The following is a 24,768-nucleotide window of genomic DNA, read 5'->3' on the forward strand; positions in this document are numbered from 1 at the left end:
CCATGGCCGACGAGGACAAGGACAGGCTGCGCTATTTCGTCAACCGGCTCACCACCGAGCTGCGGCAGGCGAACCGTCGGATCCAGGAACTGGAGGACGGCGGCCACGAGCCGGTGGCCGTCATCGGGATGGCCTGCCGGTTCCCCGGCGGTGTCCGGTCTCCGGAAGACCTCTGGCAGGTGCTGCGACAGGGTCGGGAGGTGATGTCCCCGCTGCCCGCCGACCGCGGCTGGGACCCCGATCTCTACGACCCCGACTCCGAGCGGGCCGGCAAGAGCTATGTCCGGCGCGGCGGATTCATCGACGACGTCGCCGGATTCGACGCGGGCTTCTTCGGGATCTCGCCGCGCGAGGCGTTGGCGATGGATCCGCAGCAGCGGCTGCTGCTCGAAACCTCGTGGGAGGTCTTCGAGCGGGCGGGCCTGCACCCTTCCACGCTGAAAGGCAGCGACACCGGCGTCTTCGCCGGCACCAACGGGCAGGAGTACGGTTCGCGGCTGCGGCGCGCACCCGAGGAGGTCGAGGGTCACCTGCTGACCGGTAACGCCGGCAGCGTGCTCGCGGGCCGCCTGGCGTACACCTTCGGCCTCGAGGGCCCCGCGGTCGCGGTCGACACCGCGTGCTCGTCGTCTCTGGTGGCCATGCATCTCGCGGCCCAGGCCCTGCGCAGGGGTGAGTGCTCACTCGCCCTGGCCGGCGGCGTCACCGTCATGTCGACCCCGGTCGTGTTCGTGGAGTTCAGCCGCCAGCGCGGCCTGGCCCCCGACGGTCTGTGCAAGGCGTTCTCCGAGTCCGCCGACGGCACGGGGTGGTCCGAGGGAGCGGGAGTGCTCCTGCTGGAGCGGCTCTCGGACGCGCGACGTAACGGCCACCAGGTGCTTGCCGTCCTGCGGGGCAGCGCCGTCAACCAGGACGGCGCGAGCAACGGGTTGACCGCTCCGAACGGCCCGTCGCAGGTGCGGGTGATCCGGCAGGCGCTGGCCGACGCACGGCTGTCCCCGGCCGACGTGGACATGGTCGAGGCGCACGGCACCGGGACGACCCTCGGCGACCCCATCGAGGCGGGCGCGCTGCTGGCCACCTACGGGCAGGAGCGCGGTGGCGGCGGTCCGCTGTGGCTCGGGTCGGTCAAGTCCAACCTCGGGCACACCCAGGCGGCCGCGGGCCTGGCGGGCGTGCTCAAGACGATCATGGCGATGAGACACGGTGTGCTGCCGAAGACGCTGCACGTCAGCGAGCCGTCCCGGCATGTCGACTGGGGTTCGGGTGCCGTCCGGCTGCTGACCGAGGAAACCCCCTGGCCGGACACGGGGCGCCCCTACCGGGCGGGCGTGTCGTCCTTCGGGGTCAGCGGCACGAATGCCCACCTGATCCTCGAGTACGAGCCGGAACCGGAACGGGCTGAGGAGCGGGTCACGCCGGAACCCTCCCAGGTCGTGCCCGTCCTGCTGTCCGGCCGCGGCGAGGCGGCGTTGCGTGCGCAGGCCGGGGAGCTGCTGGCCCACGTCGAGGCCCGACCCGGTCTGGCGGTCCTCGACGTGGCCCGCACCCGGGCCCTGACCCGTGCGATGCAGGACAACCGTGCCGCCGTACTCGCCGCCGACCGGGACGACCTGCTTGCGGGCCTGCGGGCGGTGGCGTCGGGTGTGGTGGTGTCGGGTGTGGTGGGTGGGGTGGCGGTTGAGCAGGGTGGGTTGGCGTTTGTGTTTTCGGGTCAGGGTTCGGAGCGGTTGGGTATGGGTCGTGAGTTGTATGGGTCGTCGGTGGTTTTTGCTGAGGCGTTTGATGCGGTGTGTGGGGAGTTGGATGGGCGTTTGGGGGTGTCGGTGCGGGAGGTGGTGTTTGGTGGGGATGCGGAGTTGTTGGGTCGGACGGTTTTTGCGCAGGCGGGTCTTTTTGCGCTTGAGGTGGCGTTGTTTCGGTTGGTGGAGTGGTGTGGGTTGCGGCCGTCGTTTGTGTTGGGTCATTCGGTGGGGGAGATTGCGGCGGCTCATGTGGCGGGGGTGTTGTCGTTGTCGGATGCGTGTGTGTTGGTGGCTGCTCGGGGTCGGTTGATGCAGGCGTTGCCGGTGGGTGGGGCGATGGTGGCGGTGCGGGCTTCGGAGGAGGAGGTGGTGCCGTTGTTGTCGGATCGGGTGGGGTTGGCGGCGGTTACTGGGGTGTCGTCGGTGGTGGTGTCGGGGGATGAGGATGCGGTTGGGGAGGTGGCGGCGTATTGGGGTGGGTTGGGTCGGAGGGTGCGGTGGTTGGGTGTTGGTCATGCTTTTCATTCGCATCGGATGGAGCCGATGTTGGATGAGTTCCGGTCGGTGGTGGAGGGTTTGGAGTTTTGTTCGCCGCGGGTGCCGGTGGTGTCGGGTGTGTTGGGTGTGGTGGCGGCGGGGGAGTTGGGTTCTGCTGAGTATTGGGTGCGGCAGGTTCGGTTGCCGGTTCGGTTTTTGGATGGTGTGCGGGCTGTTGCGGTTGAGGGTGTGACGGCGTTTGTGGAGTTGGGTCCGGATGGGGTGTTGTCGGGGTTGGTGCGGGAGGCGTTGCCGGAGGCGACGGTGGTGCCGTTTCTGCGGGCGGGGCGTGGTGAGGTTGGGGCGTTGGCGGGGGTGGTGGCGGGGTTGGCGGTGCGGGGTGTGGCGGTGGATTGGGAGGCGTTCTTCGGGGTTGTTGGTGGTCGGGTTGTTGATCTGCCGACGTATCCGTTCCAACGCAGCCGCTACTGGCTGGACGTTCCGATCGACGCGGCGGACGTGACCGGCGCCGGGCTCGGACGGGCGGACCATCCGCTGCTCGCCGCCGCCGTCGGCCTCGCCGAGGCCGACGGCCTTCTCCTGACGGGCAAGCTGTCCCTGCGCACCCACCCCTGGCTCGCCGACCACCGCGTCAGGGACAACGCCATCCTGCCCGGCGCGGCGTTCGTCGAACTCGCCGTCCACGCGGGTGACCAGGTGGGCTGCGGACGGGTCGAGGAACTCAGCCTCGAAGCACCCCTGGTCCTCGACGAGGACGCGGCGGTGTCGCTCCAACTGGCGGTCTCCGCCGCCGACGAGGCGGGCCGGCGCTCGTTGACCGTCCATTCCCGCCCCGACCGGGCCGCCGAGTCCGCCGGATGGACCAGGCACGCGACGGCGTTGCTCGTCCCCGACGTCCGGAGCGCCCCGACCGAGGCGTCCGCGTGGCCGCCCGAGGGGTCGGTCCCCCTGGACACCGGGCAGCTCTACGCGGACTTCGCCACCGCCGGATTCGGCTACGGGCCCGCGTTCCAGGGCATCCGGGCGGCCTGGCGGCGCGGCGAGGAGATCTTCGCCGACGTCGCCCTGGCGGAGGAGCAGCGCGAGGAGGCCCCGCGTTACGGCCTGCACCCGGCGCTCCTGGACGCCGCCCTGCAGACCGTCGCGCTCGGCGCCGAACGGGACCAGGCACTCGTTCCGTTCGTCTGGCGAGGTGTCCGCCTGCACGCGACCGGCGCCGCCGAGCTGAGGGTGAGCCTGCTGCACAAGGACGCGGACACCGTGGCGGTGACCGTCGCGGACAACGCGGGCCGCCCGGTTGCGTCGATCGAATCGCTGGTGTTCCGGGAGGCGCCGCGGGACCTCGGGGCCCACACGGGCGGTCCCGGAGCCCTCTACCGGCTGGAGTGGAAGCCGGTTCAGCAGACGCCCGACCCGGTACGCTGGGCCGCCCTCACCGGCGACCTGGGCTTCGTCCCCGACGTCGAGGTCCACGTCGACCTGGCCTCCGCGGCGGAGGCGACCGACGGCTTCGACGTCCTGCTGGTGCCGCCGGGGTCCGGTGGCGACCACCACGCGGCCGCCCACCGGGCGCTCGACCTGATCCAGCGGTGGCTCACGGACCAGCGGTTCGACGGCCGGCGCCTGGTCTTCCTGACCCGCGGAGCCGTGGCCGCCCGACCCGGGGACCGCGTCCCGGACCTGGTGAACGCGCCGGTCTGGGGGCTGGTCCGTGCCGCCCTGGCCGAACAACCCGGCCGGTTCGGCCTGCTCGACCTCGACCCGGACGACGCTGCGGCCGGCCTGCCCGCCGGTGCGCTCGCCGTCGAGGAACCGCAACTGGCGATCCGTGCCGGCGGCCTGTACGCGCCTCGCCTGCAAGCGGCTCCCACGGGCGCGGAGGAGGTGCCACCCCCTCCGCTGAACACCGAGGGAACCGTGCTGATCACCGGGGGCACCGGGTCGCTCGGCGGGCTGGTCGCCCGGCACCTCGTCGCGGAGCACGGGGTCAGGCACCTTCTGCTCGTCAGCCGGTCCGGCGGCAGCGCCGAGGGCGCCGCCCAGCTCGCCGCCGACCTCACCGAGGCCGGCGCCGCCCTGACGATCGCGGCGTGCGACGCCACGGACCGTTGCGCACTCGAGCGGACCCTGGCCGCCGTGCCCGCCGAACACCCCCTGGTCGGCGTCGTCCACGCGGCGGGAGTGCTCGACGACGGAGTCCTGGCCTCGCTGACGCCGCAGCGGATCGACGAGGTGCTGCGGCCCAAGGCCGACACCGCCCTCCTGCTGCACGAGCTGACCCGCGACGCCGACCTGTCGATGTTCGTGCTGTTCTCCTCCATGGCGGGCACCATCGGCAGCCCGGGCCAGGCCAACTACGCGGCGGCAAACACCTTCCTGGACGCGCTGGCGGCGCAGCGTCGGGCTGCTGGCCGGCCGGGCCTGTCGCTTGCCTGGGGGCTGTGGTCCACGGGCATGGCCGACCGGCTGGACGGACGCGATGTTCGCCGCATCACCGGGTCGGGCCTGGTGCCGCTCGACGCCCGCACCGGCCTGGCGTTGTTCGACAGCTGCCTCGGCGACCAGGGGCACTTCCTGGCCCCCGCCGCTCTGGACTTCGACGTCCTGCGCGCCCGTGCCCGTACCGGAACGCTTCCCTCGGTGTTGAGCGGCCTGGTGCGCACGCCAGCCAGGCGGCGGGCCACCGGGGGGAACGCCACCGCGGGCGTCGACTCCGCCCTGCTCCAGCAACTGTCCGTCCGGAGCGCGGTCGAGCAGGAGCGTCTTCTGCTCGACCTGGTCTCCTCCTCCATCACCCAGGTGCTCGGCCACTCCCCGGACGAGGCGGCCGACCCGAACCGGGCCTTCAAGGACCTCGGGTTCGACTCGCTCACCTCGATGGAGTTGCGCAACCGCCTCAGCGCCGCGACCGGGCTGAACCTGCCCGCGACCCTCGCCTTCGACCACCCGCGCCCGAGCGTGCTGGCCCGGCACCTGCGGGAGTTGCTGCTGGGCGCGGAGGCCCCGTCGGCCGCGAGCGGGAGCTCCGCCGTCGGCCGCCCGGTAACGGACGACCCCATCGTGATCGTCGGCATGAGTTGCCGCTTCCCCGGTGGCATCGACTCGCCAGAAGAGCTGTGGGACCTGCTGGTCGAGGGTGGCGACGCCATCTCCGACTTCCCCGACGACCGTGGCTGGGACGTGGAGGGGCTCTACGACCCGGATCCCGACGCGTACGGCAAGAGCTACGCCCGGGAGGGCGGTTTCCTGCGTGCGGCCGCGGACTTCGACCCGGGATTCTTCAACATCAGCCCCCGTGAGGCGCTGGCCATGGACCCGCAGCAGCGGTTGCTGCTCGAGACCTCCTGGGAGGCGGTCGAGCGGGCGGGCCTCGATCCGCTGTCGCTGCGCGGCGACCGGGTCGGCGTCTTCACCGGGGTGATGTACCACGACTACGCGTCACGACTGCCCGAGGTCCCCCGGGAGATCGAGGGCTATCTCAGCAATGGGAACGCGGGGAGCATCATCTCCGGCCGGGTGGCGTACGCGCTCGGCCTGGAAGGTCCCGCGCTCACCATCGACACCGCCTGCTCGTCCGCGGTCGTGGCGGTCCACCTCGCCGCCCAGTCGCTGCGGCAGGGCGAGTGCACCATGGCGCTGGCGGGTGCGGTGACCGTGATGTCCACTCCGGTGGCGTTCGTGGAGTTCACCCGGCAGCGCGGCATGGCACCGGATGGCAGGTGCAAGCCGTTCTCGGCCTCGGCCAACGGTTTCGGCCCGGCCGAGGGGGTGGGAATGCTGCTCCTGGAGCGGTTGTCGGACGCGCGCCGCCACGGTCACGAGATCCTGGCCGTGGTCCGCGGTTCGGCGATCAACCAGGACGGCGCGAGCAATGGGCTGACCGCGCCGAACGGCCCCGCCCAACAGCAGGTGATCCGGCAGGCGTTGGCGTCCGCGGGCCTGACGCCCGCCGAGGTGGACGCGGTGGAGGCGCACGGGACGGGTACCCGGCTGGGCGACCCGATCGAGGCGGGCGCCCTGCTGGCCACCTACGGGCAGGAGCGCCACGACGGCCGTCCGCTGTGGCTCGGCTCGGTCAAGTCGAACATCGGCCACACCCAGACGGCGGCGGGTGCGGCCGGGATGATCAAAATGATCATGGCGATGCGGCACGGGGTGTTGCCGAAGACGCTGCACGTGGACGAGCCGTCCCCGCACGTGGACTGGTCCTCGGGTGCGGTGGAGCTGCTGACCGAGGCACGCCCGTGGCCGGAGACCGGGCGCCCGCGCCGTGTCGGGGTGTCGTCCTTCGCGGTCAGCGGCACCAACTCCCACATCATCCTGGAGCAGCCACCTGCCGTTCCCGAGCCGCGGAGGGCGCAGGCGCCATCGCGGATACCGTCCGTGCTGCCCTGGACGATCTCGGCCCGCAGCACCGAGGCGCTCCGCCTACAGGCCGAGCGTCTGCGCGGCCACGCGGCGGCGCATCCCGAGTTCGGCGTCGCCGACATCGGCCTCTCCCTGGCGACCACCCGATCGGCGTTCGAACACCGCGCGGTGGTCCTGGCCAACGCCGAGCGGGGCGGCGAGGACGCCCTGCGCGCCCTGGCCGACGGAGACGTGGACCTGGCGTTGGTCCAGGGCGTGGTGCGGCCGGGCGGCAGGTTGGCCTTCCTGTTCACCGGCCAGGGCGCCCAACGCGCCGGCATGGGCCGTGAGCTGTACGACGCCTCGCCGGTGTTCGCCGCCGCCTTCGACGCCGTGTGCGCCGAACTGGAGCGTCGACTCGACCGTCCGGTGAAGGACGTCGTGTTCGGCGACGACCAGGCACTCCTGGACCGCACGGTGCACGCCCAGGCCGGCCTGTTCGCGGTCGAGGTGGCGCTGTTCCGCCTTCTCGAGCACTACGGGGTGCGTCCGGACATCCTGCTGGGGCACTCGATCGGGGAGGTCGCCGCCGCGCACGTCGCAGGTGTCCTCTCCCTGCCCGACGCCTGCGCCCTCGTGGCGGCCCGCGGCGCTCTGATGGAGGACCTGCCCGGCGGCGGAGCGATGGTCGCGATCCAGGCATCGGAGGAGGAGGTCCTGCCCTTCACCTCCGATCGGCTGGCCATCGCCGCGGTCAACGGCCCCTCCTCGGTCGTCCTGTCCGGCGACGAGGACGCGGTGTCGGCCACGGCGCGGCACTGGCTCGAGACGGGCCGCAAGACCAAGCGGTTGCAGGTGAGTCACGCCTTCCACTCGCACCTCATGGAGGGCATGCTCGACGCGTTCCGCACCGTCCTGGAGAGCCTGGACTTCCACCCCCCGCGCATTCCGCTCGTGTCGAACGTGACAGGTGCGCCCACCTCGGACGACCAGCTCTGCTCCGCGGAGTACTGGGTACGCCATGTGCGGCAGGCCGTGCGGTTCCACGACGGTGTCCGGGTGCTCGATGCCGAGGGCGTCACCGCATACGTCGAGCTCGGCCCGGACGGCGTCCTCACCGCGATGGCCAGGGACGGCATCGGTGGGGCTCGGGAGACGCTGACCGTACCCCTGCTGCGGCCCGGCCGCGCCGAGGCCGACACCGTCCTGACGGCGCTTGCCGCGCTGCACGTGCGGGGTTGGGACGTCGACTGGGTCCGCGCGTTCGAGGGCACCGGCGCGCGACGGGTCGCCCTGCCGACCTACGCCTTCGAGCACCGCCGCTACTGGCTCGACGTCCCGAAGCCGGGAACACCACCGTCGCAGCCGGGGCCGACAGCACCGGAGGTGCTGACCCTGGGGGACCCGGTGCCGGGCACCGAAACCCTCACCCTGCGACAGCGGCTGCTCCCGCTGCCACAGGCGGAACGCGAGGCGCACATGGTGGACCTCGTCCGCACGCACGCGGCGTCGGTCCTGGGGCACGCGACTCCGCGGACCCTGCAGACCGAACGCGGATTCCTCGAACTCGGCATGGACTCGGTCACCGCCGTCGAGCTGCGGACCCGGATGAGCGCGGTCACCGGCCACGACCTGCCGGCGACCCTGGTGTTCGACCATCCCACGGTCGCGGCCCTGTCCCGGCATCTCGTGGAGGTGGTGCTCGACGGGGCAGCCTCCGCGGCTGACGACCTCACGGCCGGCTTCGCACTGCTGGAGAACGCCGTCGACGCCGCGGACGGGGAGACACGCCAGGCCCTGGCCATCAGGTTGCGCGGCCTGCTGACCGCCCTCGACGTCCCGCCACCCGGTGACGACGGGCCGGCTTCGGCCGTGCACTCGGCATCCCAGGACGAGCTCTTCGACTACATCGACCAGAAGTACGGCACGAAAAAGGGTGACCAGTGATGGGAAACGAAGAGCGGCTGCTCGAGTACCTGAGGCGGGTCACTGCCGACCTGGACGATGCGCACGAACGGGTGCGCGAGCTGGAGGGCCGGGAGCACGAGCCGGTGGCGGTCGTCGGCATCGGCTGCCGTTTCCCCGGCGGCGTCCGCTCGCCCGAGGATCTGTGGCGGCTGGTGGCCTCGGGCGGTGACGCGATCTCCCGGTTCCCGGCGAACCGCGGCTGGGACGTGCACTCCCTCTACGACCCCGACCCGGACGGCCCCGGAAAGACGTACGTCGTCGAGGGCGGTTTCCTGCACGACGCCGCGAACTTCGACGCGGGGTTCTTCGGGATCTCCCCGCGCGAGGCGCTGGCCATGGACCCGCAGCAGCGGCTCCTCCTGGAGACCGCCTGGGAGGCCTTCGAACGGGCGGGCATCGCCCCGGAGTCGGTCCGGGGCAGCCAGACGGGGGTCTTCGTGGGCATGACCTACGAGGACTACGGCTCCGGACGACTTCAGGACAACGAGGCACTCTCGGGCTACGTCCTGACCGGCAACACCGCAAGTGTCGCCTCCGGCCGGATCTCCTACACGTTCGGCCTCGAAGGGCCCGCGGTGACCGTCGACACGGCGTGTTCGTCGTCGCTGGTGACGCTGCACCTGGCGGCGCAGTCGCTGCGGCAGGGCGAGTGCACGCTGGCCCTGGCCGGCGGGGTGACGGTCATGCCGACGCCGCTGACCTTCGTCGAGTTCAGCCGTCAGCGCGCGCTGTCCCCGGACGGGCGGTGCAAGGCATTCTCGGCATCGGCCGACGGCACCGGATGGGCCGAGGGCGTGGGTCTGCTCGTCCTGGAACGCCTGTCCGACGCGCGCCGCAACGGCCACCCCGTACTGGCGGTGATCAGGGGAAGCGCGATCAACCAGGACGGCGCGAGCAGCGGTCTGACCGCCCCGAACGGCCCGTCGCAGCAGCGGGTGATCCGGCGGGCGCTGGCCAGCGCGGGCCTGACCGCCGCCGAGGTGGACGCCGTCGAGGCGCACGGCACCGGCACCCGCCTCGGCGATCCGGTCGAGGCCGGGGCGCTGCTCGCGGTCTACGGCAGGGGACGGCCCGAGGACCGTCCCCTCTGGCTCGGATCGCTGAAGTCGAACATCGGCCACACGCAGGCCGCCGCGGGGGTCGCGGGCGTGATCAAGATGGTCATGGCGCTGCGGCACGCGGCGCTGCCGAAGACCCTGCACGTGGACGAGCCGTCGCCGCATGTGGACTGGTCGTCCGGGGGCGTCAGGCTGCTGACCGAGGGCCGCCCGTGGCCGGAGACGGGGCGTGCGCGCCGGGCCGGCGTGTCGGCGTTCGGTGTGTCCGGCACCAACGCCCACCTCATCATCGAGGAGGCGCCCGCCGCGGACGAGGCGGCGGCACCCTCGGTGTCCCGTTTCCCGGCGACGCCCTGGCCGCTGTCCGCGAAGAGCGGTCCAGCGCTCCGTGACCAGGCCGCGCGGCTGCGCGTGCTCCTCGACACCGAGACCGATCCGGCCTCGGTGGGGCACGCACTCGCCACCCTGCGCTCCACGTTCGACCACCGTGCCGTCGCCATCGGGGGAGACCGCGAATCCCTGGCCCGGGCGCTGGACGCGCTCGCCGCGGGGGACAGCGCCGCCGGTCTGGTCAGCGGTGTCGCGGAGGCGGGCGGAGAGGCGGTCTTCGTGTTCCCCGGCCAGGGCTCGCAGTGGGCGGGGATGGCTGTCGAGCTGCTGGACGACTCACCCGTGTTCGCGGACCGCATGCGGGCCTGCGCTGCCGCCCTCGCGCCGTTCACCGACTGGTCGCTGCTCGACGTCGTGCGCGGCCGCGCAGGAGCGCCGCCGCTGGACCGGGTGGACGTGGTCCAGCCCGTCCTCTGGGCTGTCATGGTCTCCCTCGTCGAGGTGTGGCGCTCCTTCGGCGTGCGGCCGGCCGCCGTCATTGGGCACAGCCAGGGCGAGATCGCCGCCGCCGTGGTGGCGGGCGGGCTGTCTCTGGAGGACGGTGCCCGGGTCGTCGCGTTGCGCAGCCAGGTGATCGCCGAGTCGCTGGCCGGGCGCGGCGGGATGGTGTCGGTCGCACTGGGCGAGGAGCACGCGGAGGCGCTGGCGGCACGCTGGCCGGGCCGGGTGTCGGTGGCCGCGGTGAACGGCCCCGCCTCGGCCGTCGTCTCCGGAGAACCAGCCGCGATCGAGGAACTTCTCGTCGCCTGCGAGGCGGACGGAGTCCGGGCGCGCAGGGTCCCGGTCGACTACGCCTCCCACTCGGGTCAGGTGGACGGGCTGCGCGAACGCCTGCTCGACGTGCTCGCGCCGATCGCCCCTCGCTCCGGGACCGTGCCGTTCCACTCGACCGTCACCGGAGGCCGCCTGGACACGGCGGGCCTGGACGCCGGGTACTGGGTGCGGAACCTGCGCCAGACCGTCCGGCTGGAGGAGACCGTCCGCGGCCTGCTGACGGAGGGGCGACAGGCCCTGATCGAGATCAGCCCTCACCCGGTGCTCGTGCCGGGGCTCCAGGAGACCTCCGACGCCGCGCAGGCCGGTGCCGTGGTGCTCGGGACGCTGCGCCGCGACGAGGGCGGCTGGCCGCGCCTTCTGACCTCGCTCGCCGAGGCCCATGTCGGGGGCGTCGACGTGGACTGGGGCGCGGCCTTCACGGGCGAGCCGGGCGGTGCGGAGCACCTGCCGACCTATGCCTTCCACGGCGAGCGGTACTGGCTGGAGACGGACCCGTCCGGCGACGCGACGTCGTTGGGGTTGCGGACGAGCGAGCACCCGCTGCTGGGCGCCGCCATCAGCCAGGCCGACGGTCAGGCCCTGCTCACCGGACGGATCTCCGTACACGGCCAGCCCTGGCTCGCCGACCACATCGTCCACGGCCTCGTCCTGTTGCCGGGCACCGCGTTCGTGGATCTCGCGATCCAGGCGGGCGACCACGTCGGGTGCGATCGGATCGACGAGCTGACCCTGTCGCATCCGCTGACCGTCCCGGAGCACGGGGCGATCCGCCTCCAGGTTCTGGTGGGTGGAGCCGACGGGGCGGGAAGACGGTCCATCGGCGTCTACTCCCAGCGGGAGGACGCGGCTGACGACGACGGCTGGACACTCCACGCCGAAGGTGCGCTGAGCAACGGGCCCGCTGTCGGCGTACCCGATCTGGCGGACTGGCCCCCGGCCGGGGCCGTGCGCGGCGACGCCGCGGGCTTCTACGAGCTCGCCGAGGCCGCCGGTTTCGACTACGGATCCGTCTTCCAGGGGCTTCAGGCGGTCTGGCGGCGGGACGACGACATCTTCGCGGAGGCCGTGCTGCCCGAGCCGGCCGTCGCCGACGCCCACCGGTTCGGTGTTCACCCCGCACTGCTCGATGCGGCCCTGCACGCGCTCGGCACGGGTGCGGAGGGCCAGAGCGGGCTGCCGTTCTCGTGGCGCGGGGTGCGCCTGCACTCGGTCGGCGCCACGGCGCTGCGCGTCCGGCTGTCGGTCACCGGTCCCGGCACCGTCGCGGTGCTCGCCGCCGACGCGGACGGGGCACCGGTGTTCTCGGCGGAGGCCCTCGCGGTGCGTCCGGTCTCCGCCGAGCAGGTGCGCGATGCCCGCGGCGGCGCGGATTCCCTCTTCCGCCTCGACTGGGTGGCAGCCATCCCTCCCGCCGAAGCGGACGACACCGCGAACAGCCAGGACGACACCGCGAACAGCCAGGTCGTCGTCCGTGCCGGCCAGGCCGGCGAGTGCGTCGGCCAGGTGCTCGGGGAGATGCAATCCTGGCTCGCGCAGGAGCGGCCCGAGACGTCCAGGCTGGTCGTGGTCACCCGGGGCGCGGTGGCGGCCGGGCCGGGCGAGGTCCCGGATCCGGCGCAGGCGGCCGTCTGGGGGCTCGTGCGCTCGGCCCAGGCCGAGCACCCGGGCAGGTTCGTCCTCGTGGACGTCCGCACCGACGACGACCACGATCTGCTGCCTCGGGCGATGGCCTCGGGCGAGCCTCAGCTCGCCCTGCGTGCCGAGCACATGCGGGTGCCCCGCCTGGCCAGGGTGGCCAGGGCCGACTCCCGTCCCCTCGGGTGGAGTCCGGACGGCACCGTTCTGATCACCGGCGGCACCGGCACGCTCGGAGGGCTTGTCGCCCGTCATCTCGTGGCAGAGCACGGTGTCCGGCACCTCCTCCTGGCGGGCAGGCGGGGCCCGGAGGCGGAAGGTGCCGCCGCCCTCGCCGAGCAGCTGCGGGGGTCCGGCGCCGAGGTCGCGATCGTCGCCTGCGACGTGGCCGACGGCGACGCCGTCGCGGAGCTGCTGGCACGGGTTCCCGCGGAGTATCCGCTGACCGCCGTGGTGCACGCCGCCGGCGTGCTGGACGACGGCGTCGTCGAGTCGCTGACGCCGGACGGGGTCGGGAAGGTGCTGGGCGCGAAGGTGGACGGTGCGCGCCACCTCGACGCGCTCACCGCCGACCTGGATCTCGCCGACTTCGTCCTGTTCTCCTCGGCCGCGGGGACGTTGGGGACCGCCGGCCAGGGCGCCTACGCGGCGGCCAACGCCTTCCTGGACGCTCTGGCCCAGGTCCGGGTGGCACGCGGCCGGCCCGGACGGTCCCTGGCGTGGGGTTTCTGGGAGCAGCGCAGCAGCCTGACCGCCGACCTCGACGAGCAGGGGCTGGCACGGCACGCCCGGGCCGGAATGGTCCCGCTGTCCGCCGATGCCGGGCTCGCGTTGCTCGACACCGCCCTCGGCCGGGCCGACGACCCGGCCGAGGCCGCGCTCGTGGCCAGTCCGGTGAACCTCGCCGCGCTGCGCGCCCACCCGGACCCGGCGGCACTGCCCGCGGTGCTGCGGTCGCTCGTCCGGCAGAGCACGCGACGGGCCGCCCGATCCGGGAGCGACGGCGGCTCCGCGCTGAGCGCGCGGCTGGTGTCCCTGCCCGAGGCCGAACAGCGCGCCGCGCTGACGGACCTCGTCAGGAGCGAGGCGGCCGCCGTCCTCGGCCATGCGGCTCCGGACACCATCGGCGCCGAGCGGGCCTTCCGCGAGCTCGGCTTCGACTCGCTGACCGCACTGGAACTCCGCAACCGCCTGGCCTCCGCGAGCGGGCTCGTCCTGCCGGCCACCCTCGTCTTCGACCACCCCACCCCGGCCGCCGTCGCCCGGCACCTCCAGCAGCGGCTCGCCGGGGGGACGCCCGTGGACGCGACCTCCCGCGTCGCGGCCGCCGTCGACGAACCGGTCGCGATCGTGGCGATGGCCTGCCGGTACCCCGGCGGGGTGAGCACGCCGGAGGAATTGTGGCGGCTGCTGTCCTCCGGCGTGGACGCCATCGGCGACTTCCCCACCGGCCGGGGCTGGCCGGAGGACCTGTTCGACCCGGACCCCGACCGCCCCGGAAAGTCGTACGTGACCGAGGGCGGCTTCCTCTACGAGGCCGACGCGTTCGACGCGGCGTTCTTCGCGATCTCCCCGCGCGAGGCGCTGACCATCGACCCGCAGCAGCGGCTGCTGCTGGAGACCACCTGGGAGGTCCTGGAACGGGCCGGCATCGACCCGGCGACGCTGCGCGGCAGCGACACCGGGGTGTTCTCCGGGATCATGTACAACGACTACGCCGCCAGGCTGCCGTCCGGGATGGAGGGCTTCGAGGGCCACCTCGGCAATGGCAGTGCCGCCAGCGTGGCTTCGGGCCGGATCTCCTACACCTTCGGCTTCGAGGGCCCGGCCGTCAGTGTGGACACGGCGTGCTCGTCCTCACTGGTGGCCCTGCACCTCGCGGCTCAGGCGCTACGCCGGGGCGAGTGCTCGCTGGCCCTCGCCGGCGGTGTCAGCGTGATGTCCACCCCCGCGCTGTTCCGCGAGTTCAGTCGCCAGCGCGGCCTGTCCCCAGACGGCAGGAGCAAGGCCTTCGCGGCGGCGGCCGACGGCGCCGGTTTCGGTGAGGGCGTGGGCATGCTGTTGCTGGAGCGACTGTCGGACGCCCGCCGCAACGGCCACGAGATCCTTGCCGTGGTGCGGGGCAGCGCCGTCAACCAGGACGGCGCGAGCAACGGGCTCACCGCGCCCAACGGCCCCTCGCAGCAGCGGGTCATCCGCCAGGCACTCGCCTCGGCGGGACTGGACGCGACCGAGGTGGACGCGGTCGAGGCCCACGGCACGGGAACGACCCTCGGTGACCCGATCGAGGCCCAGGCTCTGCTGGCGACGTACGGGCAGGACCGTCCGGCGGACGCCCCGCTGTGGCTCGGCTCGATCAAGTCGAACCTCGGCCACACCCAGGCGGCCGCAGGCGTTGCCGGCGTGATCAAGATGGTCCTGGCCATGCGGCACGGGATGCTGCCGAGGACCCTGCACGTGGACGAGCCGTCCCCGCACGTGGACTGGTCCTCGGGTGCGGTGGAGTTGCTGACCGAGGCCCGGCCGTGGCCGGCGACCGGGCGCCCGCGCCGCGTGGGTGTCTCCTCGTTCGGGGTGTCGGGCACCAACGCGCACGCGATCCTCGAACAGGGACCCCCGGGAGCGGAAGACGTCCCGGAGGCGGAGACCTCGGCCGTACTCCCGTGGGTGATCACCGCCAGGAGCGAGGCCGCCCTGCGGGCCCAGGCGCAGCGGTTGGCCGCCCACCTGGACGAGGAGCCGGCGCGGGCCGGGATCGGCCTGTCCCTGCTTCAGACGCGTTCCGCGCTGGAACACCGGGCCGTCGTGGTGGCCGCCGACCAGGACGAACTACGCGGCGCCCTCGCCGCGCTCGCCTCCGGCGCCGAGGCCGCGGGGCTGGCGCGGGGTCTGGCCTCCGACCGCTCCAAGACGGTGTACGTGTTCCCCGGCCAGGGAGCCCAGTGGCCAGGCATGGCGGCGGAACTCCTGGACTCGGCGCCGGTGTTCGCCGAGCGGCTGCGCCAGTGTGCCGACGCGCTGGCCCCGTACACCGACTGGTCGTTGCTCGACGTCGTCCGCGGCGACCCGGGCGCGCCCTCGCTCGACCGTGTCGACGTGGTGCAGCCCGTGTCGTTCGCGGTGATGGTCTCGCTTGCGGAGCTGTGGCGCTCCTACGGCGTCGAGCCGGCGGCCGTGGTGGGCCACTCGCAGGGAGAGATCGCGGCGGCCTGCGTGGCCGGGGCGCTGAGCCTGCGGGACGCCGCGCGTGTGGTCGCCCTGCGGAGTCGGCTCATCGGCCAGGTTCTGGCCGGTGCCGGGGGCATGGCGTCGGTGGCGCTGCCCGCCCCGGAGGTCCAGGCCCGGCTCGCCGGGCACGGTGCCCGGGTCAGCGTGGCGGCCGTCAACGGGCCCGCGTCCGTGGTGGTCTCCGGCCCGCCGGAGGACCTCGACCAGCTCGTCGCCGACTGGGAGTCCGCGGGCGTGCGCGCCCGCCGGATCCCGGTGGACTACGCCTCGCACTCGCCGCAGGTGGAACGACTGCGGGAGGCGCTGCTCGACCTGCTGGCCGACCTGGAGCCGGTTGTCGCCTCGGTGCCGTTCTACTCCACCCTCGACGGCGATCTGGCCGACGGGACCGGTCTCGACGCCGAGTACTGGTACCGCAACCTGCGGCATCCCGTCGACTTCGAGTCGGCGGTCAAGGCGCTCGGCGCTCTGGGGACCGGAGCGTTCGTCGAGGTCAGTGCGCATCCCGTGCTCACCTCCGCGGTCGCCGACAGCCTCGGGGACCCGTCCATCCCCGTCGTGGGCACGCTGCGCCGCAACGAGGGCGGCCTGCGGCGGTTCCTACTGTCGGCCGGGGAACTCCACACCCGGGGTACGGCCGTGGACTTCCGGCCCGCGTTCGAGGGCGTCCAGGCCCGGAAGGTCGCCCTACCCACCTATCCCTTCCAGCGCGCGCGGTACTGGCTGGAAGCCGCCGGAGGCCCTGCCGACCTCGGCTCCGCGGGACTGACCGCGCCGCGGCACCCGCTGCTCGGGGCCGCCGTCGACCTGGCCGAGGACGGCGGTCTCGTCCTGACGGGCAGGCTGTCACTGAAGACCCAACCGTGGCTCGCGGACCACGCGGTGCACGGGACGGTCCTGCTACCCGGTACCGCCTTCGTCGACCTCGCGGTCGTGGCGGGCGACCAGGTCGGCTGCGGCCTGGTCGACGAGTTGGTGATCGAGGAACCCCTGGCCCTGCCCGCTGAGGGCGCCGTCGCGCTCCAGGTCAGGGTCAGTCGAGGAGACGACGGCCAGGCAACGTTCACCGCGCACTCCCGGGCCTGGGACGCGCCGGCCGAGGCGTTGTGGACCAGGCACGCCTCCGGCGCGCTGGCCCCGGCGGCCCCGCCGGCGAACTTCGACTTCTCCGCCTGGCCGCCCAGCGGCGCGGTGGCCGTGGACGTCTCGGACTTCTACCCCCAGGCAGCCCGGTCCGGCTTCGTGTACGGGCCCGCCTTCCAGGGGCTGAAGGGGCTCTGGCGGCGCGGCGACGAGGTGTTCGCCGAGGCAGTCCGTGCCGAGGGCGGCGATCTGGGCACCCAGCCCTTCGGGCTGCACCCGGCACTGCTCGACGCGGCCCTGCATGCCATCGGCGCCTCCGGCCTGACCGGTGCCGAAGGGCGAGGTGCCCTGCCGTTCGCCTGGAGCGGGGTGTCCCTGTGGGCAACCGGCGCGTCCGTCCTGCGCGTCAGGCTGGCCGCGGTGGGGCCGGAGGCGGTGACCGTGCAGCTCGCCGACGGATCCGGCACGCCCGTCGCGTCCGTCCGGTCACTCGCACTGCGCCCGGTGGATCCGGAGCTGCTGCGCGGGTCGGCCGCGACCCACCCGAATTCCCTGTTCCGGCTGGACTGGAGGCCGGTCCCGGTGCCAACCGACACCGCGCCGATCCGCTGCGCCCTGGTGGGGCGCGACGAGGAAGGGCTCGCCGAGGCGCTGCGGACGGCGGGCCACGACGTGGTCTCCGTGCCGAAGCTGGGCGAGCTGCCGGACGCGGATCTCGTCCTCGTCGCCTGCCCGCCGGCGGCCCCGCTGCCGGAGTCGGTGCGCGCGGCCGCCGGCCACGCGCTGGAGCTGGTCAAGTGGTGGTTGGGAGAGGACCGGCCGGACGCGTTGCGGTTGGTCCTGGTCACCCGCGGCTCGGTGGCCACACGCTCGGGCGAAGGCGTGCCAGACCTCACGAACGCGGCGTCCTGGGGGCTGGTGCGGTCCGCGCAGACCGAGAACCCGGACCGGTTCACCCTGCTCGATCTCGACCCGGCCGCCGACGGGGCCGCGGTGGCGGCGGCCCTGGCCCTGGCCGTGCACGAACCGCAGTTGGCGGTCCGCTCGGGCGGTGTTCTCGTCCCCCGGCTGGAACAGGCCGCAAGGTCGGCGCCCGGCACGATCGAACTCGCCGGGGACGGTTCGCCGTGGCGGTTGGACGTGCCGACGAGGGGCACGGTGGACGGTCTCACGCCGATCGCCGCACCGGAGGCCACCGCCGACCTGCGTCCCGGGCAGGTGCGGGTGGCGCTGCGCGCGGCCGGGCTCAACTTCCGGGACGTCGTGCTGGCGCTCGGGCTCGTCCCTGACCTGCGGCCGCTGGGCAGCGAGGGCGCCGGAGTCGTCGTCGAGACCGGTCCGGGCGTCACCGACCTCGCACCTGGTGACCGCGTCATGGGCGTCTTCGACGGCGCGTTCGGGCCGCTGGCGGTGACCGAGCGGGACCTGGTCGCCCGGATGCCCGGTGGGTGGACCTTCGCCGAGGCCGCCTCGGTCCCCACGGCCTTCCTCACCGCGTACTACGCGTTGCACGACCTGGCCGGGCTCCGCGCCGGCGAGCGCGTGCTCATCCACGCCGCCGCCGGTGGGGTGGGCATGGCCGCCGTCCAGTTGGCCAGGCACTGGAAGGCCGAGGTGTTCGGGACGGCGAGCCCCGGCAAGTGGGACGCGCTGACCGGGCTCGGTCTGGACGAGGGGCATCTCGCCTCGTCCCGTACCCTCGATTTCGAGGGCGCCTTCGCCGACGCGACAGGCGGTGCGGGCATGGACGTGGTCCTCAACAGCCTGGCCCGCGACTTCGTCGACGCCTCGTTGCGGCTGCTGCCGCGCGGCGGGCGGTTCGTGGAGATGGGCAAGACCGACCTTCGCGAGCCGGAGCGCGTCGCCGCCGATTGTCCCGGCGTGGCCTATCGCGCCTTCGACCTCGCCGAGGCCGGTCCGGGACGGGTCGCGGCCATGCTCGGCGAGATCCTCGAGCTGTTCGAACTCGGCGCGCTGCGGCCGCTCCCGATCACCTCGTGGGATCTGCGCGCGGCCAGGGACGCCTTCCGGTTCCTCAGCCAGGCCCGCCACACCGGCAAGATCGTCCTGACCCTCCCGCCGGCACCCATGGACCCGAACGGGACGGTCCTCGTCACCGGCGGCACCGGCACCCTCGGGAGGCTTGTCGCCCGGCATCTGGTCACCGAGCACGGGGTGCGGCGACTGCTGCTCGCCGGCCGCCGCGGTCCTGCGGCGCAGGGGGCGGAAGAGCTGGTCGCCGAGCTGGGGGAGCTGGGCGCTGACGTGACGGTCGTCGCGTGCGACATGGCCGACCGCGAGGCCGTGCGGCGGCTGCTCGCCGGCGTCCCCGCCGGTCACCCGCTGACCGCCGTTGTGCACGCGGCGGGAGTGCTCGACGACGGCGTCGTCGGGTCCCTCACCGCGGACCGGATCGACAGCGTGTTCCGTCCCAAGGTCGACGCGGCCCTGCACCTGCACGAGCTGACCCGGGACGCCGATCTCGCGGCGTTCGTGCTGTTCTCCTCCGCCGCCGGGACCGTCGGCGGGGCCGGGCAGGCCAACTACGCGGCGGCGAACGCCTTCCTCGACGCGCTGGCGCACGCCCGGCGCGGGCAGGGCCTGCCCGCGCAGTCGCTGGCCTGGGGGCTGTGGGAGCAGGAGACGGCGATGACCAGCCACCTCGCGGAGGCGGACCGCTACCGGTTGAGCCGCTCGGCGGTGGCACCGCTGTCCTCGGCGGAGGGCCTCGCCCTGCTGGACGAGGCGAGGTCACGTCCCGAGCCCGTGCTGGTGCCGCTGCGTCTGGACCTGGCCGCGTTGCGCAGCCGGACCGGGGCGGAGGCCGTCGCACCACTGCTGAGAGGGTTGCTGCGCGCTCCGGCGCGGCGTCAGGCCGATGCCGGTTCCGGTGACTCCGCCGGGCTGGCCGAACGGCTCGCGCGAATGCCGGCCACGGAACAGGGACGGGCCCTGCTCGAGCTGGTCCGCACCCAGGCCGCGGCGGTGCTCGGCCATGCCTCGGCCGACGCTGTCCGCGCCGACCAGGCGTTCAAGGAGCTGGGCTTCGACTCGCTCACCGCGCTGGAGTTGCGCAACAGGCTGGGGTCCGTGACCGGGCTCCGGCTGCCCGCGACGCTGGTGTTCGACCGGCCCAGTCCCACGGCACTCGCCGCGCACCTGCGCGAGGAACTCCTCGGTGTGCGGGGTTCCGCGGTGTCCGTCGTGAGCGCCGCGCCGGCCGACGAGCCGATCGCGATCGTGGGCATGGCCTGCCGGTTCCCGGGTGGCGCGCGATCGCCCGAGGCGATGTGGCGGCTGCTCTCCACCGGCACGGACGCCGTCTCGGCGTTTCCGTCCGACCGTGGCTGGGACCTGGAGGCGCTCTACGACGCCGACCCGACCCGGCTCGGCACCACCTACGTGAAGGAGGGCGCGTTCCTCTACGACGCCGCGGAGTTCGACGCGGGCTTCTTCGGGATCTCGCCGCGCGAGGCGCTGGCGATGGACCCGCAGCAGCGGCTGCTGCTGGAGACGGCCTGGGAGGCGATCGAGCGGGCGGGGATCGACGCGGCGGGCCTGCGGGGCAGCCGCACGGGGGTCTTCGCGGGTACCCACGGTCAGGACTACGTGACGCTGCTGTCCAACGCGCCGGAGCTCAGCGAGGGCTACCTCACCACCGGCAACGCGGCCAGCGTGGTGTCCGGTCGACTCTCGTACACCTTCGGTTTCGAAGGTCCCGCGATCACCGTCGACACCGCCTGCTCGTCGTCCCTGGTCGCGTTGCACCTCGCCGCCCAGTCGCTGCGTCAGGGCGAATGCTCCCTGGCCCTGGTCGGAGGCGCGGCGGTGATGTCGACGCCTGTTGCCTTTGTGGAGTTCAGCCGGCAGCGCGGCCTGGCCCCGGACGGCCGGTGCAAGCCGTTCGCGGCGGCCGCCGACGGCACCGGCTGGGGTGAGGGCGTCGGGGTGCTGCTTGTGGAACGTTTGTCGGATGCCCTGCGCAACGGTCGCGAGATCCTCGCGGTGGTGCGCGGCAGTGCCGTCAACCAGGACGGGGCGAGCAACGGCCTGACGGCGCCGAACGGCCCGTCCCAGCAGCGGGTGATTCGGCAGGCGCTGGCCAACGCGGGGCTCACCCCCGACGGTGTGGACGCGGTCGAGGCACACGGAACGGGCACCACCCTCGGTGATCCGATCGAGGCGGGTGCGCTGCTGGCGACGTACGGGCAGGACCGTCCGGCGGATCGCCCGCTGTGGCTGGGGTCGCTGAAGTCGAACATCGGCCACACCCAGGCTGCCGCCGGGGTCGCCGGGGTGATCAAGATGGTGCTTGCCCTACGCCACGGCGTGCTGCCGAAGACGCTGCACGTCGACGCGCCGTCGCCGCACATCGACTGGCAGTCCGGAGCGGTGCGGTTGCTCGCGGAGGCGCAGCCCTGGCCGGAGACCCGGCGTCCGCGCAGGGCGGGGGTCTCGTCGTTCGGGGTGTCGGGGACAAATGCCCACGTCATCCTGGAGCAGGCGCCGGACCTCCCCCCGGCCAAGGCCGAGGCCGAGCGCCCCGTGGCGTCCCCGGTGCTGCCGATGGTGCTCTCGGCCAAGGACGAGGACGCCCTGCGTGCCAAGGCCATGGATCTGCGTGCCGTTCTCGACACCACATCCGTCGCCGACCTCGGCCTGTCCCTGGTCACCACGCGTTCGGCCTTCGCGCATCGGGCCGTCGTGGTCGCGCAGGGACGGGACGGATTCGCGCGCGGGCTGGAATCGGTCGTGTCCGGCGGTGCCGATGCCATTCGGGGGCACGCCCCCGACGAATTGAGCCCCGTGTTCGTGTTTCCTGGGCAGGGGTCGCAGTGGGTGGGTATGGCGGTGGAGTTGTTGGGGGAGTCGGGGGTTTTTGCGGGGCGGATGGCGGAGTGTGCGGCGGCGCTTGGGCCGTTTACGGGGTGGTCGTTGTTTGATGTGTTGCGTGGTGTTGAGGGGGCGCCGTCTGTGGAGCGGGTTGATGTGGTGCAGCCGGTGTTGTGGGCGGTGATGGTGTCGTTGGCGGAGGTGTGGGTTTCGTTTGGTGTGCGGCCTGTTGCGGTGGTGGGGCATAGCCAGGGTGAGATTGCGGCGGCGGTGGTGGCTGGTGGTTTGTCGTTGGAGGATGGTGCGCGGGTGGTGGCGTTGCGGAGTCGGGTTATTGGGGAGTCGTTGGCGGGGTTGGGGGGGATGGTTTCGGTGGCGTTGTCGGTGGGGGAGGTGCGGGGTTTGTTGGGGCGGTGGGGGGGTGTGGTGTCGGTGGCTGCGGTGAATGGTCCGCGGTCGACGGTGGTGTCGGGTGAGTCTGGTGCGTTGGCGGAGTTGGTGGCTGAGTGTGAGGCTGGTGGGGTTCGGGTGCGGTGGGTTCCGGTGGATTATGCGTCGCATTCGGTGCAGGTGGATGGGGTGCGGGAGCGGTTGCTTGAGGTGTTGGGGTCGGTGGTGCCGCGGTCGGGTGGGGTTCCGTTTCATTCGACGGTGACTGGTGGGTTGTTGGATACGGCGGAGTTGGGTGCTGAGTATTGGGTTCGGAATTTGCGGGAGACGGTGTTGTTGGAGGATCGGGTTCGGGGTTTGGTGGGTGATGGGCATCGGGTGTTGGTGGAGGTTAGTCCGCATCCGGTGTTGGTGCCGGCGTTGCAGGAGACTGTGGATGAGTGTGGTGAGTTGGTGGCTGTTGTGGGGTCGTTGCGGCGGGATGATGGGGGTCTTCGGCGGTTTTTGATGTCGTTGGGTGAGGTTTTTGTTCGGGGTGTTGGGGTGGATTGGGGGGTGGCTTTCGGGGGTGTGGGTGCCCGGTCGGTGGATTTGCCCACCTACCCCTTCCAACGCCAGCGCCACTGGCTCGACGCGGCGCCGGAGCGGCCGGCGAAGGCCGCGGCAGGTCCGGGAGAGGCCCGGTTCTGGGCCGCGGTCGAGGAACAGGACGCCACCTCGCTCGTGGCGGCCCTGGACCTGGCAGGCGCTGGCCTGGAAGAGCCCCTGCACGCGGTGCTGCCCGCCCTGGCGTCCTGGCGCGAGGACCAGCGCAGGCATTCGGTCCTGGACTCCTGGCGCTACCGGCTGAGCTGGCGCCCGCTGCCCGAGAAGGCGGCATCCTCGCGGCCGGGCACCTGGCTGCTCGTCGTTCCCGGCGAGTTGACCGACGATGAGGCGGTCGGGGCGTCGGCCCGCGCCCTTGAGCTTGCCGGCCACAGGACCGTCCAGGTCAGCCTGGACCCGCAGGATCTGTCGGTGCAGGCGATCGCCGCTGCGCTTCGTGCGGTGCTGGCCGGCGGGGACCCCGCGGGCGTGCTGTCGCTGCTGGCCCTCGCCGAGAACCCTGGTGCGGGCCACCGCGTCCTGCCCTCCGGTCTGGCGCGGACCATGGGTCTGCTCGGCGCCCTGGACGAGGTGGGGATCGCGGCTCCACTCTGGTGCCTCACCCGGGGAGCCGTCTCGGTCGGCACCTCCGATCCGGTGGTGGCTCCCGCCCAGGCGATGCTGTGGGGGCTGGGCCGGGTGGTCTCGGCCGAGCAGCCGCAGCGCTGGGGCGGTCTGGTCGACCTACCCGCGGTCTGCGACGCGGGCATCGTCGAGCGGCTCGGTCCGGCCCTGACCGCTCCCGGCGACGAGGACGAGCTGGCCGTGCGGGCGCAGGGCCTGTTCGGCCGGCGGCTCGTCCGTGCGCCGGCCGGTGAGCGTGCGCCGGCCCGCAGGTGGAGTCCTTCCGGCACCGTGCTGATCACCGGTGGTACCGGCTCGCTCGGCGGGCACACCGCCCGTTGGTTCGCCCGACAGGGGGCCGAGCACCTGCTGTTGGTCAGCCGCCGCGGGTTGGGCGCTCCCGGTGCGGAGGAACTCGTGGCCGAACTGGAGGGGCTGGGCACACGGGTCACCGTCGCGCCCTGCGACATCACGGACCGGGACGCCGTGGCGACTCTGCTGGCCGCGGTGCCCGCCGACCTTCCACTCACGGCCGTGGTGCACACCGCGGCCGTACTCGACGACGGGGTGCTCGACTCCCTGACCCCCGATCGCATGGACGGGGTTCTGCGGACCAAGGCCGGCGGCGCGCTGCACCTGCACGAGCTCACCCTCGACCTGGATCTGTCGGCGTTCGTGCTGTTCTCCTCCTTCGCGGGCACCATCGGCATCGCGGGCCAGGGCAACTATGCCCCGGGCAACGCGTTCCTCGACGGCCTCGCGCGGGCACGCCGTGCGCAGGGCCGGACCGCGACGTCGATCGCCTGGGGGCACTGGGACGGTGGCGGCATCGCGGAACCCGGGATCGAGGCACGCCTGCGCAGGCGCGGCGCGTCCGTGATCGATCCCGCTCTCGCGGTCGACGCCCTGGGGCAGGCGCTCGACCACGACGAGACCTATCTCGCGGTGGGCGAGGTGGACTGGGAGCACCTGGCCGCGACGGTGGGCACCCGTCCCATGGCGCTGGTGCGGGACCTGGCGGAGACGCGTGCGCTCGTGCGCTCCGCCGACGGGGAGCCCACCGCCGCGCCGGGGGACGGCCTGGAGGCGCGCCTTGCCGGGCTGCCCGAACCGGAACGGCGCAGGATCATCCTCGACCTGGTCCGTACGCACGCGGCGGCAGCGCTCGGTCACGCGGGGCCCGAGGCGGTGCCGGCCGAACGCGCCTTCAAGGAGTTGGGGTTCGACTCGCTCACCGCCGTCGAGTTCCGCAACCGCCTCGCCGCGGCGACCGGCCTGCGGCTCCCCGCGACGCTCGTCTTCAGCCACCCTTCGGCGGCCGCGCTCGCTGATCACCTGCTTCGGGAGTTCCTGCCGGCGGGGGACGGCGGTGCGCATCCCGTGCTGGCCGACCTGGAGCGCCTGGAGGCCCTCCTGCCGACGGTGCCGCCCGGCGCGCTCGAGGACGCCCGCGTGGCCGAACGACTGCGTGCCCTGCTGCGCAGGCACGACGAACTGCTGGCGGCCGCCGGCGGACCGCGCGACACCGACGAGGTGGATCTGGACTCCGCCACCCACGAGGAACTGTTCGCGCTCCTCGACGAGGAACTCGGCAACTCCTGACCACG

The 24,768-nt window shown here is 73.1% G+C and carries 2 protein-coding genes; both read left to right on the top strand.

All coding sequences use genetic code 11. The annotated features are described in order from the left end of the window. The first annotated feature begins 2 nt into the window (after positions 1-2). Complete coding sequence (locus tag ACGFIW_RS31020) at positions 3-8,537, top strand: type I polyketide synthase (protein ID WP_393323332.1); 8,535 nt, start codon at positions 3-5, stop codon at positions 8,535-8,537. Continuing rightward, entirely contained in the window at positions 8,537-24,763 is a 16,227-nt protein-coding gene (locus tag ACGFIW_RS31025; RefSeq protein ID WP_393323335.1) for a type I polyketide synthase, read from the top strand. Before ACGFIW_RS31020 ends, ACGFIW_RS31025 begins: the two co-directional genes overlap by 1 nt. Positions 24,764-24,768 lie beyond the last annotated feature (5 nt).

Source organism: Micromonospora sp. NPDC048935 (assembly GCF_043197875.1).
Lineage (GTDB): Bacteria > Actinomycetota > Actinomycetes > Mycobacteriales > Micromonosporaceae > Micromonospora.

What these genes read in the sequence shown, in the direction of transcription:
- ACGFIW_RS31025 (WP_393323335.1), top strand. Translation starts at nt 8,537, where the DNA reads ATGGGAAACGAAGAGCGGCTGCTCGAGTACCTGAGGCGGGTCACTGCC.
- ACGFIW_RS31020 (WP_393323332.1), top strand. Translation starts at nt 3, where the DNA reads ATGGCCGACGAGGACAAGGACAGGCTGCGCTATTTCGTCAACCGGCTC.